Genomic DNA, 14,366 nt, shown 5'->3' with positions numbered 1-14,366 from the left:
CTGCATAATAAAAAAGGGCTCCGTAAGGAGCCTTTTTTATTATATAATCAGAATGGCGGAGGCGGTTTACATATACTTCATGGCATCGTAGCCCAACAATCTTCTCCACAGGGCCAGTTGTCCGATACAATTTGCTTCCCGGTAAATCTGGAACGAAATGAGTTCCAATAGGGTCATTTTCATACCCGGCATTTCAAAAGGCTCATCCAGTTTCTCATCATCAGCTTCCAGCAGTGCTTTTCTCAGCAAAGGAGAGATGATCTTCCAGTCCTGCTCAAGTGTTTGCAAAGAGGGATATTGTACTCCTTCCTGTATCCCCTTATGATCTTTGAATAATTCATAGGCCTGTTGTTGCTTATCTATGCCGAAAGATTTCGCCAGTTCAAATCTTTCCTGTACAAGACTGCCCGCCAGCCATGCCATATGGTTGGCTTTTGTACCTAAACGTTCGCCGGCATCTTTTTCAGAAATATCCACGATGACTTTGGAGAAAAACGTAGTATGCATGTCATACAATACCATGAAGCCATAGGTTCTGCTGCTAACTGTTTGTACTTCCATCGTTAATAGTATTGGTGTAGTCCAAGGTAGGTCATTCGTCCGCAGGAACGGGTCGGTAAAGCAGCCAATTATAGGGGGTATTTGTGACAAACAGCGTAAATTCGTATTCAACACCATATAGTTATGTCATCTCAGACACTGGACAGCCGCACGATCGATACATTGAGAGATCTTCCCGATCTTATCCCCGTATTCAGAGAATATTTTGAGGACTGGAGCATCCGGGTATTCAACCGGGAGATACATGAATGCCGGAATTATCTTTCTCCTAACCGCCGGGATTTTTACAAGATCCTTTTTACGACAAAGGGCGCAGGTGTGTTTACGATGGGCCTGAATACCTATTATCTGGATGAGCCGTCTATTTTGTTTATACATCCGAATGATATTATTTCCTGGCGGAACCTTTCAGAGGAATCCGGAGGGTATTATTGCCTGTTCAGGCGCTCTTTTCTGGCTGAATTTCCCATGCTGAAAGCGGGTATGGATAAATTTAGTCTGTTTACTGATAAGTCGAAGAGTGTAATCCGTATTGCGGCAACAGATGTTCCGGTGCTGGAACAGCTTTTTGACAGAATGAAAGAGGAAGAACTGGCAGGTAGTAAATTAAGCGGTGATTCGCTGCAGGCTTACCTGCAATTGATTATGGTGGAGAGTGTGAAGAGAGCCAGTTTCCCACCACCAGACACGGTCTCCGATGAATATCGTCATGTGCATGACTTTTTCAGATTGCTGGAAGAGGAAACTGGTGGCATTAACAGGGAAAATCCGATAAGGATCAGGACTGCCAAAGAATTTGCTGCTGGTCTTTCTGTGCATCCTAATCACCTGAATGCCTTGTTAAAGAAGCATACAGGGCAGAATGTGAGCACTCATATCAAAAACAGATTACTGGACGAAACCAAGGTATTGTTACTGCAGACCGACTGGTCATTGCAGGAGATCGGCTATAGTATTGGATTTGCGGAGCAACCCAACTTCAACGCTTTCTTTAAGAAGAATACCGGTCTGACACCCGCTGAATTCAGGAAGAACTATCATCTTTGAAATTCATAATACTTTCAGTGTTATTGCTAACAGCCAGCCCATGGCTTCTTTTCATCTTTGTATCACAAAAACAGACACAAAATGAAAAACACAAAAACACAGAAAGTTTGGTTTATAACTGGTGCATCCAGAGGTTTTGGTTTGGAAATATCAAAGGCGGTGCTTGCGGCCGGAGATAAACTGGTGGGTACTGTACGTAGCAAACCGGAGGATTTGAAAGCACAGCTGGGCAATCATCCGGATCTGGCAGTGGTAGTGATGGATGTGACGAATGAAGAACAGGTACGTAAAGCCGCGGCAGAAGCGATTGAGGTCTTTGGACGTATAGATATATTGGTCAATAATGCAGGTTACGGTTTGCTGGCAGGCGTCGAAGAAGGAACAGCTGCCGAGGTAAAACAGAATTATGAAGTGAATGTATTTGGTACGTTGAATGTTACCCGTGCAATATTGCCTTATATGAGGACGCAGGGTGCCGGTCATGTGATTAATGTCTCTTCTATCGGTGGACTGTCCGGTTTTACGGGATGGGGCATCTATGGTTCAACAAAATTTGCGATAGAAGGTATTACAGAAGCTATGGCGAAGGAGTTGGCGCCATTGGGCATTCATGCCACGGTAGTGGCGCCCGGTTTCTTCAGGACAGAATTTCTGGATGAAGCTTCTCTGACCAGAACCAGTAATGAAATAGCTGATTATGCTGCTACGGTGGGAGAGATGCGCACAGCGATGACCCATGCCAACAAGAAACAGCCCGGTGATCCGGCAAAGCTGGCGCAGGCATTTATTAAACTCGGTCATACAGAAAAGCCGCCGGTGCATCTGCCATTAGGTAGTGATACATTGGCAAGGTTCAGGGAAAAAACGGCTGCTTTTGAACAGGAGATTACGGCATGGCATGATGTGATTGTAGGAACAGATCACGATGATGTGACTGCCTGATGAGTGGCAGCGGAGATAAAGATTATAATAAAGAAAAAGGGCTTATCTGCTGTAATGGTAGACAAGCCCTTTTTCATGTGTATAAGTTATTATTTACTATGACCGGGTGAGTAACTGACTGGTTTTTTCCAGTGTTTCATCCAGTTCCTGTACCAGCCGGGCAACGATGTCACTAATCGGGCTGATATCTTCCACCATTTCCACGCTCTGGCCGGCGGTCCATAATTGTTGATAATTACCCGGTTTGATGGCCTGTTCCAGCTTTTTCATGCCTTTTAACTGTACCAGCATTTTAAAGTATTTGCGGGTACTGGCATTTTTATTCAGCTGTTTTTCCAGCCAATTCTGCTTATAGCCCATTTTTTTGGCTGCCGGTGTGTTGATGACATTGCAGGGCGTGCCTGAGAGGCGTTCTGTCAGTACAATATCTTCCATACCGTAGTCGAGGATGGCATTTTTATAAGCGTCACTTACGCTGGCTTCTTCACTGGCGATAAAACGAGTCCCGATGGAGGCGCCGTGTGCGCCGAGTACCATGGCACTGGCGAGTTGTTGTCCGGTAGCGATACCACCGGCGGCGACCAGCAATTTATCCGGGAAGGCTTTTTGCAGGGCTGGTACGAGAATATGCATAGGGTAGGGGCCGGCGTGGCCACCTGCGCCTACGCAGACTGCAATAAATCCATCACAGCCCTCCTGTGCCGCTTTTTCTGCATGCTGAATATTGGTGACATCGCAGAGTACTTTCGCGCCATAGCTATGGGCGGCGGCGATTACCTCCCGGGGATTGCCCAATGAGGTAATATAAAAAGGTACTTCTGCTGCTACACAATCTTTCAGGTGTTTTGCATAGAGCGGATTCGTCTTCTGGACGATCAGGTTAACGCCATAGGTGCCTTGTCCGGCGGGCAATTGTGCCCGGTATTGGTTCAGCTGGCCGAGTACCTGTTTTAGTTCCCCTTCCTTCCGGTAATTGAGGGTGGGGAAGGTACCGGCGATCCCGCTGTACATGGCTGCCCGGACCATTTTTTCATTACTGACGAGGAACATGGGCGCCATGATAACCGGATGGCGGATGGCAAGGGCTGAGGTTAATTGCATAAGTGGATGTTTGAGCTATGATCTGACAGCAAGCTGTCGGGCCACGAACTTACCCAGAATATCAAATTCCAGGTTGATGGTGTGCCCGGGTTGAACGGCTGAGATATTTGTGTGTTCGTATGTATAAGGAATCACGGCGATGGTGAATTCCGTATTGGTCACATTATATATGGTCAGGCTGATACCGTTGAGGCAGATGGAGCCTTTTTCCACGATGAGGCCGGCGAACTGTTCGGGGTAGCGGAAGCGGAATTCCCAGCTACCGTTCTGCGGTGTTACGGACACGCATTCACCGGTGCTATCGACGTGGCCTTGTACGAGGTGGCCGTCAATTCTGCCATTGAAGATCATGGCTCTTTCCAGATTGACTTTCTGGCCGGGCGTCAGTTGGCCGATATTACTTTTAATCAGGGTTTCGGCTACGGCAACGATATCATATGTCTCGTTATCTACGCGGGTGACTGTCAGACAAACACCGTTGTGAGCCACACTCTGGTCAATTTTCAGTTCAGGCGCGAGGGAAGAGCGGATGGTGATGACCATATTGCTGCCTTCCTGCCTGGTAGCTATTACTTCTCCTAGTGATTCTATTATTCCTGTAAACATGGGGCTAATTTAAGTAATAATGAGGAGACGGGTATGACAGGGTGGCTTTCACATTATTTTGATAATTAAAAAGAATGTTTTACTTTTGCCTTCCTGAAAAAAAAGGCTATTAATTATGTTGATCATCGATTCCAAAGATTGCGAAAACATTGACAAGGCGCTCAAAAAATATAAAAAGAAATTTGAGAAAGCCCGCATCCTGCTTCAACTCAGGTCACGTCAGTCTTTCACAAAACCATCCGTTAAGCGTCGTACTGAAGTGCTGAAAGCTGTTTACAAACAGCAGTTGGCCAGTGGTAAATTAGATTGATTCTATCGGGAGTAATTCCCCGCGCAAAATATCTGATGATTGTAAGGTTTGTTTTAACTTTACAATCATCAACTTTTTTATTTTGAGTGAAGTTTTACACCCGGTAGCCAATCAATTTCTGGCTTATATCCAACTGGAGAAGCGCTATTCTGCGCATACTTTCACTGCATATCAGCAGGACCTTACACAATTTTTTATTTTCCTCAGATCACAATATGGCGATGTGTCTCTACAAGGCATATCGCATTTGCATGTCCGTACCTGGCTGGCGTGGCTGATGGAGGAGGGCATTATTGCCAAAAGTGTTAACCGCAAGATTTCCACACTTAAATCATTTTTCAAGTATGCGATGCGTCATGGTGTAGTAGCGACTTCACCGATGACAAAAGTGACTGCGCCCAAAACGGGAAAGCGTTTACCGGGTTTTATTGATGAGAAGGGGATGCAGGCGGTGGAGGATAACCGGAGTATGCGTCGTGGACAGGAGGACCGGCCTATATTTACGGATGACCTTGAGGGGAAGACGCACCGGTTGATATTTGAGTTGTTGTATCATACGGGCATACGGTTGTCAGAGCTGATAGGTTTGCAGGAGCGGCATGTAGACATCTCCAATCTGACATTGAAAGTGTTGGGAAAAGGGAATAAGGAGCGCATTATTCCCATTAGTACAAACTTACGGGACGAGATCAGGGCATACAGGGATATGCGCAATAAAGAGCTGGAAATGCCGGATAAAGAGGTGTTGCTGGTGAATCCCCGTAGCGGAAAGAAGTTATACCCCCGTTATGTATATAACGTTGTAAAAGGTTACCTCACAGATCACGAGATCACGACGATCAGTCGCAGGAGTCCGCATATACTGCGGCATACGTTTGCTACCCATCTTACCAATAACGGCGCGGACCTCAATGCAGTAAAGGAGCTGCTGGGGCATGCCAGTCTGGCGTCCACGCAGGTATATACACATAACAGTATTGAGAAATTGAAGGAGGCGTACAGGAAGGCACATCCGAAGGGCGAGTAGGGGCGTTGCATGTAGCGTGGGTCTTCATGCAATGAAGGAGTTGCCGGTCGCGTGCGGGTCTGGTGTGTACGGAGATACATGTACATGATAGTATTGAGCAATTGCGCGAAGCGTATCTGAGGGTGCATCCGGAGAATGAATAGAGGCGTTATACATAGTGCGGACCTCCATGCAATGAAGGAGCTGCCGGTCGCGTGCTGGTCTGGTGTGTACGGAGATACATGTACATGATAGTATTGAGCAATTGAAGGAAGCGTACCGGAGGGTGCATCTGGTGGGCGGGCAGGGGAGTTACACATAGCATTATTGAGCAATTGAAGGTGGCGTACCGGAGGAAACAGTTGAAGGGCGAAGAGGGAAGTCGGAAAGCTTTAACAAAATATTACTAAATGGTTATGCAAAAGAGTTGAAAGTTCATTAAATTAGTAATGAGTTCTTTGTATACTTTTTTCATTAGTCGATATCCATGACCATTAACACAATGAAAGCCTATGGACGTAATGTTACGAGCATGTACAAGATTGTTAAAACTAAAAATTAGTGCTATGAACGTTCAAATTCAAACAGTACACTTCGACGCTGACTCCAAATTGATTGATCATGTGAGTAAAAAACTTCAGAAACTCAATACTTTCTATGATCGGATTATCAGCGTAGAGGTATTTTTAAAACTTGATGGAATAGCTCATCAGGTGAAGGATAAAATAGCCGAAATAAAAGTCCACATCCCGCGCCAAGACTTATTTGTAAAGCACGAATCCAAATCTTTCGAGGAGTCATTTGATCTCGCCTTTGACTCAGTTGTTAACCAGATAAAGAGATCGAAAGAGAAAAAATTTCAATAAAATCTTAAAAATATTTTGGAATTAAATATCTGATTACTACCTTTGCCATCCCGATCGAAAAAAGGGATCGGCGAAGGTAGTAAAGTTCTTTACAGTAGGGTGTTTTAGCCGAATATACAAGTCTTAAAAAGGTTGTATGCAGGTGCTGAAAAAAAGATAAAAAAAGATTTGGAAGTTAAAATAAATCAACTATCTTTGCACCCTCTTATAACGGATATCATTTATAAGATTCTTATATAAGATAAGCCAGCATAGCTCAGTTGGCCAGAGCTACTGATTTGTAATCAGTGGGTCGGGGGTTCGAATCCCTCTGCTGGCTCCGGATAAATTCCGAAGCAAAAATGGTCCGGACGGACGAGATTTGGGAAAGGAGTTTAAGGAAAAATGGGCAGGTTCCAGAGCGGCCAAATGGGGCGGACTGTAAATCCGCTGTCTACGACTTCAGAGGTTCGAATCCTCTCCTGCCCACGTAGCGCAAATGTTCCGCCTTTGCCCCTCGCAAAGGCGGAACTTGTCTGTTAAGTGCAGGTTCTCCATAAATAGAGGAGAAGGTGAGTAAGATCAGAAGTTCTTTATAATGTTTACCATTATTAATTATATGCGGGAGTAGCTCAGTTGGTAGAGCGACAGCCTTCCAAGCTGTAGGTCGCGGGTTCGAACCTCGTCTCCCGCTCACAAATAATACGGATGGACTTTGTTCATTAGTATTATGTGAGATGAAAGTTCTTTAAAAGATTTTCAATGCTGTTGTAGCTCAGGGGTAGAGCACTTCCTTGGTAAGGAAGAGGTCGTGAGTTCAATTCTCATCAACAGCTCAACGGATTTCCAAACATCCGGGATCCGGATTTCGTTGTAGCTCAGTGGCAGAGCGTACCGGTTGATACCGGGAAGGACGTGGGTTCAATTCTCATCAGCGATACAAGTTTGTAAAACCGTTTTTTAAAAACAACTATCAATACAATCTTTACAAACCATCTAAAAAAAATACAATGGCAAAAGAAACCTTTAAGCGGGATAAACCCCACGTAAACATTGGTACCATCGGCCACGTTGACCACGGTAAGACTACCTTGACTGCTGCCATTACCAACATTTTGGCAAGCAAAGGTCTGGCAGAGAAGAAAGGATATGATGAGATCGATGCCGCTCCTGAAGAAAAAGAAAGAGGTATTACCATCAATACAGCACACGTTGAGTATCAGACAGCTAACCGCCACTACGCGCACGTTGACTGTCCTGGTCACGCTGACTATGTGAAAAACATGATCACTGGTGCTGCGCAGATGGACGGTGCTATCCTGGTGGTTGCCGCTACAGATGGTCCGATGCCACAAACTAAAGAACACATCCTCCTGGCTCGTCAGGTAGGCGTTCCTCGTATCGTTGTGTTCATGAACAAGGTTGACCTGGTTGATGATCCTGAGCTGCTGGAACTGGTTGAACTGGAAATCCGCGAACTGCTGAGCAAATATAACTACGATGGTGATAACACACCAATCATCAAAGGTTCTGCAACCGGCGCTCTGGCTGGTGAAGAAAAATGGGTATCTGCAGTTGATGAACTGATGACCGCAGTAGATGAATACATCCCACTGCCTCCTCGTCCGGTTGATCTGCCGTTCCTGATGTCTGTAGAAGACGTATTCTCTATCACTGGTCGTGGTACTGTTGCTACAGGTCGTATCGAACGTGGTAAGATTAAAGTTGGTGAAGCAGTTGAAATCGTTGGTCTGATCGAAAAACCACTGACTTCTACTTGTACTGGTGTTGAGATGTTCAAAAAATTACTGGATGAAGGTGAAGCTGGTGACAACGCTGGTCTGCTCCTCCGCGGTATTGAAAAATCTCAGATCCGTCGTGGTATGGTTATCGTTAAACCTGGTTCCATCACTCCGCACACTGAATTCAAATGTGAAGTATACGTACTGAGCAAAGAAGAAGGTGGCCGTCACACTCCGTTCTTCAACAAATACCGTCCTCAGTTCTACTTCCGTACAACTGACGTAACAGGTGAAGTTGAATTACCAGCTGGTGTTGAAATGGTAATGCCTGGTGATAACGTAGGTCTGATCGTTAAACTGATCGCTCCAATCGCTATGGAAAAAGGTCTGAAATTCGCTATCCGCGAAGGTGGACGTACCGTAGGTGCTGGTCAGGTTACTGAAATCATCAAGTAATCACTTTGATATAATTAAAGACCATTAGCAATTAGTAAATTGCGGCTGGATAATAGATTTAAATTTTGTAAATTTGTTCTCCGGATTTCATAAAGCTAAAAGCTAATGGTCTTATACACGGGCATAGTTCAATGGTAGAATAGAGGTCTCCAAAACCTTTGATCTGGGTTCGAATCCTAGTGCCCGTGCTAAAAAATGGTGAAAAGTGAAGGCTTTTCACCTTTCATGTTTTCAAACGGTTAATTTTTAAAACCAATGAATAAGGTTAGAGCATACTTCCGGGAGTCCTATCACGAGCTGGTGCATAAAGTATCCTGGCCAACATGGCAGGAACTGCAGTCTTCCACAATGATCGTATTAATCGCTACTATAGTTATAACTGCGATGGTCTGGGGTATGGACGCCCTATCGCATCTCGTGATGACTCAGTACTATAAAATGCTATAAAATAATTTCATAATGATCGATGCATCCAATAACCCTGCAGAAGAAACAAACATTCCGACCCAGGACACCAAATGGTACGTTCTGCGCGTAGTGAGTGGTAAAGAGAAAAAGGTTAAAGAATACCTGGATATCGAAGTACGCCGCTCCGATTGGGGTAACGTGATCACCCAGATATTTTTACCAGTAGAGAAAGTCTACAAAGTGCAGGCAGGTAAAAAGGTGATGCGCGAGAAAAACTTCTACCCAGGTTACGTAATGATCGAAGCGATTGATGGTAAAATGACTGACGAAGTTATTCAATCCATCCGCAACGTATCAGGCGTTATTCACTTCCTGGGTAAAGACAAGCCAATCGCCCTCCGTAAGGCTGAAGTGAACAAGATGTTAGGTAAAGTGGATGAAATGTCTGACAACGGACTGACCATGAGCGAACCTTTCATCGTTGGCGAAACAATCAAGATCATCGATGGTCCTTTCAACGACTTCAATGGTATTATCGAAGAGGTAATCGAAGACAAGAAGAAACTGAAAGTAACTGTGAAGATCTTCGGTCGTGCTACTCCTGTAGAACTGAACTTCATGCAGGTAGAAAAAATCAGCTAACTATTTCAGTAATCATATTAAAAACGCCTCGTTTCAAGCGAGGCGTTTTTTTATTGCTGTAAACCGGCAGTTATTTCTTTCTGGTAAAGTCGATTTCCATTGTCTTAACTTCTTTTCCATCATTCACCATATACATTTCCATATGGTGATGATCATCATCAATGATCTTGAAGATCTCTTTTACCCCCATGTCTTTGCCACTCATTGGCTCATACATTTTACCGGTAAATGTGATGGATTTAGTAGCGTCATCCCAGGTACCTTCCATATTCATAATACCAGTACCCATATTGTCAACCCAACTGCTCTGGAAGATCTTCTTTGCATTGTCATAAGCCATGAGTCCATGTCCTTCAAATGGCATCCCCATGATCGTACTCTTGTGAACGGATTCCTGATAACGACCACCCAGCACCATTTTATTCACCGTGGTACCATTGCCTTTGGTGGGCGGCTGACTCGGATCCATCCACATAGACATTTCATAGCTCCATTCACCATCTGATTTTGCGATCATCTCGTGAACAGGACCTGGTTTCATATATTCCATCCAGGCTTTTTCTTCGGCAGATTGTGCCTGTACCTTTGTGTTGAAAGAAAGGCAGATGGCAATAGCTGAGGCTGAAAATAACAATAGACGTCTCATAATTGGTGGAGTTTTTTATTTAGAAATAACGCTTTAAAACGGATAAGGTTGATGTATAAAGGCCCTAAATGATTGATTATCGCTACCTTCGTGACTACTTTCGTTATATATATGAGATCTGTATACCTATTGTTAGCGGTCATTATATCATTTTCTGTTTCTGTATACGCCCAGCCTAAAGAAAGAATCAGCACTGAACATCCGGCACCAGCTTCACTGAATATTCCGGAAGGAGATAGTCGTACACCTGCAGCGCTCAGTCAGTACCTGAGAGCACATACTGCATCAGACAGGGAGTTTGTGCGTCAGCTCTATAGCTGGATCGTCTGGAATATCAGTTATGATGTGGTTAATATGTACAATCCCAGCTATTATAAGGATACCCTTGATGCAGCGAACAAGACTTTGTCTACCAGAACCGCCGTTTGTCAGGGTTATGCTAATCTGTATTATCTGACTTGTAAGGAAGCAGGGATTCCGGTGCAGCTGATTGGTGGATATACAAAGACACAGGGAAGGATAGATAATGCGAGTCATGCGTGGGTGGCAGTAAGACCAGATAGTGTATGGTATATGAGTGATCCGACATGGGGAGCGGGAGTTGTGAATAATAATAAGTTTGTCCGCAAGCCGGTTGACAGTTATTTCCTCATAACGCCTGCTGCATTTATCAAAACACATATGCCTTTTGATCCCTTGTGGCAGTTGCTGGAGCGTCCGGTAAGAAATGAAGAGTTCAGGGATAACAACTGGACGGCTGCGGCGGGGCGGAGTGTATTTCATTATAAGGACTCGCTGGATACTTACAATACGATGAAAGATGATTTGTTGAAGTACCAGCAGGTGATTAACAGGATCGAGGGCGCGGGCATCACTAATCAGATGATCAGCCATGAGCTGGTGTATTATAAAAATCTGGTGACATTCATTGCGGAGAACCGCAAGGTGGTGGCGCAGAACAAGGCGGTTGATGAATTTAACGCAAGTAGCAGCAGGTATAACAGGGCGGTGAACCTGTTTAATGAATATGTACAGTTCAAGAATAACCAGTTTAAGCCGGCTAAGACGGATCAGGCGATTAAGGAGATGGTAGATGCGATCAGTAAGAAATTGTCTGACAGTAAGCAGGGGCTGGCGGGCCTGAACAGGAATGAGCCTTCATTGAAGCATAATATAACGGAGCTGGAGGAGTCCTTGTCGGTATTGGAGAAGCGGGTAGTGGAGGAGCAGGCATTTGTGGACAAATACATTAAGACTGGCAAGCTGTTCAGAAAATCTTTATTTTATAAGACGACATGGATGGGAATTCCATTAAATTAAATTAGATTTGTTGCTAACCATTAAGACCGAAAAGTTGCCCTATGGTTTTTACCTAACAGGGTTAAGATAAAATAGTTTTGTTATAGAATTGTAAAATTTTTGCCCCGAACTGATTATAATAGCAAAAAGAATGCCCGAAAGCAAATTCTTTTTGAGATTTAATACATTATTATATACCTTTGCATCCCCTTTAAAAGGTAAATTTTCTCCTTTTAGTTTTGGGAGTTTCGCCAGAAACGAGACGTTCTAACCAAATTAAACTTTATAACATGGCAAAAGAGATCGCTACGTACGTGAAATTGCAGGTTAAGGGTGGCGCGGCCAACCCAGCTCCTCCAATTGGTCCAGCGCTGGGTTCCAAAGGTGTGAACATCATGGAGTTCTGTAAGCAGTTCAATGCCCGTACCCAGGATAAAGCGGGTAAGGTATTGCCTGTATTGCTGACAGTTTACACTGACAAATCATTTGATTTCGTAATCAAGACGCCTCCTGCTGCTGTACAGCTGCTGGAAGCTGCCAAATTGCAGAGTGGTTCTAAAGAACCTAACCGTAACAAGGTGGGTAAAGTTACCTGGGCACAGGTAGAAGCAATCGCGACAGACAAGATGCCTGATCTGAACTGCTTCACCAAAGAAAGCGCTATGAAAATGGTCGCTGGTACTGCCCGTTCTATGGGTATTACTGTTGAAGGTAACGCTCCCTGGAGTAACTAATTGTGTCACCCTGTACAAGCAGGTTAACTTTTAAAACATTTTGCAATGGCAACTAAGAAAAGAAAAGCAGCCGATACAAAGGTGGACAAAAACAAGGTTTACAGCCTGAAAGAAGCTTCCGCACTTGTAAAAGATATTAACTGCACTAAATTCGACAGCTCTGTCGATATTCATATCCGTCTGGGCGTTGATCCCAAGAAAGCAGACCAGGCTATCCGTGGTTCCGTAACGCTTCCCCACGGTACTGGTAAAACTAAACGTGTACTGGTTCTTTGCACTCCTGATAAAGAAGCTGCTGCAAAAGAGGCTGGTGCTGATCATGTTGGTCTGGACGAGTTTATCCAGAAGATCGAAGCTGGTTGGACTGATATCGACGTTATCGTAGCTACGCCTGCTGTAATGCCGAAAATCGGTAAACTGGGTAAGATCCTGGGTCCACGTAACCTGATGCCTAACCCTAAAACAGGTACTGTTACTAATGATGTAGCAGCTGCTGTTAATGAGGTTAAAGGTGGTAAAATCACCTTCAAAGTGGATAAGGCAGGTATCATTCACGCTTCTATTGGTCGCGTTTCCTTCGCTTCTGATAAGCTTGAGCAGAACTCTCAGGAGCTGATCAACGCTATCATTAAGCTGAAACCAGCTACAGCGAAAGGTACTTACCTGAAAGGACTGTCAATGGCGAGCACAATGAGCCCGAGCATTACAGTTGACACAAAATCAGTTCAAAACTAATGATTGGCCGGTTGGCAGATCAACAAACTGACAAAAAGCTATGAACAAAGATCAAAAAAATGACGTGATTGAACTGCTGAAAAGTAAGTTCTCTCAATATAACAACTTCTACATCACCAACACCGAGTCTCTGACCGTTGCACAGGTGAACAACCTGAGAAGGGTTTGTTTCGACAAGAACGTGGAAATGAAGGTGGCTAAAAACACCCTGATCCGCAAGGCGTTGGAATCTCTGGATGCTGAGAAATACACCGGTATCTATGATGCACTGAATGGCGTAACTGCCCTGATGTTCTCTGACAGCCCGAAAGAACCAGCACTGATCATCTCTGCTTTCCGTAAGGAAAACAAGAAGGTTGAGAAACCTGAGCTGAAAGCTGCTTTCGTAGGTGATGAAATTTACACTGGTGATGCTCAACTGGCTAACCTGGTGAAAATCAAAACCAAAAACGAACTCATCGGAGACGTTATTGGTCTGTTGCAATCTCCTGCAAAACGCGTACTCGCTGGCTTGCTTGAAAAAGCTAAGAAAGAAGGCGCTGGTGCAGAAGTTGAAGCACCTGCTGCTGAGTAATCAGCTAAAAGCCTTTACCGGCTTATATAACAACACTGGCTTCCAAGTCACAATATAAATAATTACAATACTTAAAATTCTTAAAAACACTATACAATGGCAGACGTTAAAGCATTAGCCGAACAATTAGTAAGTTTAACTGTTAAGGAAGTTCAGGAACTCGCAGATTTCCTGAAAAGCGAATACGGCATCGAACCAGCTGCTGCTGCAGTTGTAGTTGCTGCAGGTGGTGGCGACGGCGCTGCTGCTGCTGAAGAAAAAACTGCCTTCAACGTTATCCTGAAAAATGCAGGTGCTAGCAAACTGAACGTAGTTAAGATCGTTAAAGACCTGACTGGTCTTGGTCTGAAAGAAGCTAAGGAACTGGTAGACGGTGCTCCTAAGTCTCTGAAAGAAGGCGTTTCCAAAGCTGAAGCAGAAGATCTGAAAGCTAAGCTGACAGAAGCTGGTGCTGAAGTTGAAATTCAGTAGTCTTTGCTTAAAGATACCTCTTTATAAAGGTCAAAAGTGCTTCTGGCACTTTTGGCCTTCTTCCCTTTGGGAAAGTGTCTTTTTGGAGCGTCAATAAGAGGAAATCACCAGGACGGTGGAGTCTGACACAACAAGCGAAGACAGAAATTTTGAGGGTATTTGGCAAAGATGTCTTAATTTCCCCGATTCATGTTGTGATTTACTTCACAATATTATATAAGTTAATATAACTGCTAACTTC

17 protein-coding genes and 5 tRNA genes are annotated in these 14,366 nt (G+C 44.3%); 18 read left to right on the top strand and 4 right to left on the bottom strand.

The window, feature by feature from the left end:
• Positions 1-66 precede the first annotated feature (66 nt).
• Positions 67-561, bottom strand: coding sequence for a DinB family protein (locus FEF09_RS07070; RefSeq protein WP_186774229.1), 495 nt, complete (start codon positions 559-561; stop codon positions 67-69).
• A gap of 123 nt (positions 562-684) precedes the next feature.
• Here FEF09_RS07070 and FEF09_RS07065 point away from each other — a divergent pair, with 123 nt between their 5' ends.
• Complete coding sequence (locus tag FEF09_RS07065; RefSeq protein WP_146304462.1) at positions 685-1,608, top strand: AraC family transcriptional regulator; 924 nt, start codon at positions 685-687, stop codon at positions 1,606-1,608.
• Positions 1,609-1,689: 81 nt separating this feature from the next.
• On the top strand, positions 1,690-2,550 hold the full coding sequence (locus FEF09_RS07060; RefSeq protein ID WP_146304461.1) for an oxidoreductase: 861 nt from the start codon (positions 1,690-1,692) through the stop codon (positions 2,548-2,550).
• 96 nt (positions 2,551-2,646) lie between these two features.
• Here the strand turns inward: FEF09_RS07060 and FEF09_RS07055 are convergent, their stop codons facing one another.
• Positions 2,647-3,651 (bottom strand): NAD(P)H-dependent flavin oxidoreductase, encoded by a 1,005-nt coding sequence (locus FEF09_RS07055; protein WP_146304460.1) that lies wholly within the window; start codon positions 3,649-3,651, stop codon positions 2,647-2,649.
• Positions 3,652-3,666: 15 nt separating this feature from the next.
• Complete coding sequence (locus FEF09_RS07050; RefSeq protein ID WP_146304459.1) at positions 3,667-4,257, bottom strand: riboflavin synthase; 591 nt, start codon at positions 4,255-4,257, stop codon at positions 3,667-3,669.
• Between the two features lie 115 nt (positions 4,258-4,372).
• On the opposite strand from FEF09_RS07050, the gene rpsU reads away from it, so the two are divergent.
• From rpsU to nusG, 11 genes are all read left to right on the top strand, one after another.
• Positions 4,373-4,567, top strand: coding sequence for a 30S ribosomal protein S21 (gene rpsU / locus FEF09_RS07045; protein ID WP_012789369.1), 195 nt, complete (start codon positions 4,373-4,375; stop codon positions 4,565-4,567).
• Between the two features lie 82 nt (positions 4,568-4,649).
• On the top strand, positions 4,650-5,594 hold the full coding sequence (locus FEF09_RS07040) for a tyrosine-type recombinase/integrase (protein ID WP_146304458.1): 945 nt from the start codon (positions 4,650-4,652) through the stop codon (positions 5,592-5,594).
• 491 nt (positions 5,595-6,085) lie between these two features.
• Entirely contained in the window at positions 6,086-6,439 is a 354-nt protein-coding gene (locus FEF09_RS07035) for an HPF/RaiA family ribosome-associated protein (protein WP_315898149.1), read from the top strand.
• Positions 6,440-6,684: 245 nt separating this feature from the next.
• Positions 6,685-6,758: transfer RNA gene (locus FEF09_RS07030), tRNA-Thr, on the top strand.
• 67 nt (positions 6,759-6,825) lie between these two features.
• Positions 6,826-6,907: transfer RNA gene (locus FEF09_RS07025), tRNA-Tyr, on the top strand.
• A 132-nt stretch (positions 6,908-7,039) separates the two neighbouring features.
• Positions 7,040-7,112 (top strand) — tRNA-Gly (locus FEF09_RS07020).
• Positions 7,113-7,182: 70 nt separating this feature from the next.
• Positions 7,183-7,254: transfer RNA gene (locus tag FEF09_RS07015), tRNA-Thr, on the top strand.
• Positions 7,255-7,428: 174 nt separating this feature from the next.
• Entirely contained in the window at positions 7,429-8,616 is a 1,188-nt protein-coding gene (gene tuf / locus FEF09_RS07005) for an elongation factor Tu (protein ID WP_146304456.1), read from the top strand.
• Positions 8,617-8,733: 117 nt separating this feature from the next.
• Positions 8,734-8,804 (top strand) — tRNA-Trp (locus FEF09_RS07000).
• 67 nt (positions 8,805-8,871) lie between these two features.
• Positions 8,872-9,063 carry a preprotein translocase subunit SecE gene (secE, locus tag FEF09_RS06995; RefSeq protein WP_146304455.1) on the top strand — a complete coding sequence of 64 codons (192 nt, stop codon included), beginning with the start codon at positions 8,872-8,874 and terminating at the stop codon, positions 9,061-9,063.
• A 12-nt stretch (positions 9,064-9,075) separates the two neighbouring features.
• Positions 9,076-9,666, top strand: coding sequence for a transcription termination/antitermination protein NusG (nusG, locus tag FEF09_RS06990; protein ID WP_012789374.1), 591 nt, complete (start codon positions 9,076-9,078; stop codon positions 9,664-9,666).
• A 70-nt stretch (positions 9,667-9,736) separates the two neighbouring features.
• Here nusG and FEF09_RS06985 read toward each other — a convergent pair whose 3' ends face one another.
• On the bottom strand, positions 9,737-10,312 hold the full coding sequence (locus FEF09_RS06985; RefSeq protein ID WP_146304454.1) for a DUF1579 domain-containing protein: 576 nt from the start codon (positions 10,310-10,312) through the stop codon (positions 9,737-9,739).
• Positions 10,313-10,423: 111 nt separating this feature from the next.
• On the opposite strand from FEF09_RS06985, the gene FEF09_RS06980 reads away from it, so the two are divergent.
• The 5 genes from FEF09_RS06980 to rplL all read left to right on the top strand — a co-directional run bounded on the left by FEF09_RS06980 (position 10,424) and on the right by rplL (position 14,125).
• Positions 10,424-11,632, top strand: a complete 1,209-nt coding sequence (locus FEF09_RS06980) for a transglutaminase domain-containing protein (protein ID WP_146304453.1) — start codon at positions 10,424-10,426, stop codon at positions 11,630-11,632.
• 269 nt (positions 11,633-11,901) lie between these two features.
• Positions 11,902-12,345, top strand: coding sequence for a 50S ribosomal protein L11 (gene rplK, locus FEF09_RS06975; protein WP_089809282.1), 444 nt, complete (start codon positions 11,902-11,904; stop codon positions 12,343-12,345).
• Positions 12,346-12,390: 45 nt separating this feature from the next.
• A complete protein-coding gene (gene rplA / locus FEF09_RS06970) occupies positions 12,391-13,080 on the top strand; it encodes a 50S ribosomal protein L1 (protein ID WP_012789379.1) in 690 nt (229 codons plus the stop codon).
• A 40-nt stretch (positions 13,081-13,120) separates the two neighbouring features.
• Positions 13,121-13,654 carry a 50S ribosomal protein L10 gene (rplJ, locus tag FEF09_RS06965; RefSeq protein ID WP_146304452.1) on the top strand — a complete coding sequence of 178 codons (534 nt, stop codon included), beginning with the start codon at positions 13,121-13,123 and terminating at the stop codon, positions 13,652-13,654.
• A gap of 96 nt (positions 13,655-13,750) precedes the next feature.
• The gene (gene rplL / locus FEF09_RS06960; protein ID WP_146304451.1) at positions 13,751-14,125 is read left to right on the top strand and encodes a 50S ribosomal protein L7/L12; all 375 of its coding nucleotides are present in this window, start codon (positions 13,751-13,753) and stop codon (positions 14,123-14,125) included.
• Positions 14,126-14,366: the final 241 nt, after the last annotated feature.

It is taken from the genome of Chitinophaga pinensis (genome assembly GCF_007896845.1).
Classification (GTDB): Bacteria; Bacteroidota; Bacteroidia; order Chitinophagales; family Chitinophagaceae; genus Chitinophaga; species Chitinophaga pinensis_C.
The sequence above is the reverse complement of the archived record's forward strand: the minus strand, read 5'-3'. Positions and strand labels throughout refer to the sequence as shown.

Excerpts from the sequence above, each read along its gene's own strand:
- FEF09_RS07055 (WP_146304460.1), bottom strand. The coding sequence starts at position 3,651 with ATGCAATTAACCTCAGCCCTTGCCATCCGCCATCCGGTTATCATGGCG.
- FEF09_RS07060 (WP_146304461.1), top strand. The coding sequence starts at position 1,690 with ATGAAAAACACAAAAACACAGAAAGTTTGGTTTATAACTGGTGCATCC.
- FEF09_RS07065 (WP_146304462.1), top strand. The coding sequence starts at position 685 with ATGTCATCTCAGACACTGGACAGCCGCACGATCGATACATTGAGAGAT.
- FEF09_RS07050 (WP_146304459.1), bottom strand. The coding sequence starts at position 4,257 with ATGTTTACAGGAATAATAGAATCACTAGGAGAAGTAATAGCTACCAGG.
- FEF09_RS07035 (WP_315898149.1), top strand. The coding sequence starts at position 6,086 with ATGGACGTAATGTTACGAGCATGTACAAGATTGTTAAAACTAAAAATT.
- rplJ (WP_146304452.1), top strand. The coding sequence starts at position 13,121 with ATGAACAAAGATCAAAAAAATGACGTGATTGAACTGCTGAAAAGTAAG.
- FEF09_RS06985 (WP_146304454.1), bottom strand. The coding sequence starts at position 10,312 with ATGAGACGTCTATTGTTATTTTCAGCCTCAGCTATTGCCATCTGCCTT.
- rpsU (WP_012789369.1), top strand. The coding sequence starts at position 4,373 with ATGTTGATCATCGATTCCAAAGATTGCGAAAACATTGACAAGGCGCTC.
- FEF09_RS07070 (WP_186774229.1), bottom strand. The coding sequence starts at position 561 with ATGGAAGTACAAACAGTTAGCAGCAGAACCTATGGCTTCATGGTATTG.
- tuf (WP_146304456.1), top strand. The coding sequence starts at position 7,429 with ATGGCAAAAGAAACCTTTAAGCGGGATAAACCCCACGTAAACATTGGT.
- FEF09_RS06980 (WP_146304453.1), top strand. The coding sequence starts at position 10,424 with ATGAGATCTGTATACCTATTGTTAGCGGTCATTATATCATTTTCTGTT.
- nusG (WP_012789374.1), top strand. The coding sequence starts at position 9,076 with ATGATCGATGCATCCAATAACCCTGCAGAAGAAACAAACATTCCGACC.
- rplK (WP_089809282.1), top strand. The coding sequence starts at position 11,902 with ATGGCAAAAGAGATCGCTACGTACGTGAAATTGCAGGTTAAGGGTGGC.
- secE (WP_146304455.1), top strand. The coding sequence starts at position 8,872 with ATGAATAAGGTTAGAGCATACTTCCGGGAGTCCTATCACGAGCTGGTG.
- rplL (WP_146304451.1), top strand. The coding sequence starts at position 13,751 with ATGGCAGACGTTAAAGCATTAGCCGAACAATTAGTAAGTTTAACTGTT.
- rplA (WP_012789379.1), top strand. The coding sequence starts at position 12,391 with ATGGCAACTAAGAAAAGAAAAGCAGCCGATACAAAGGTGGACAAAAAC.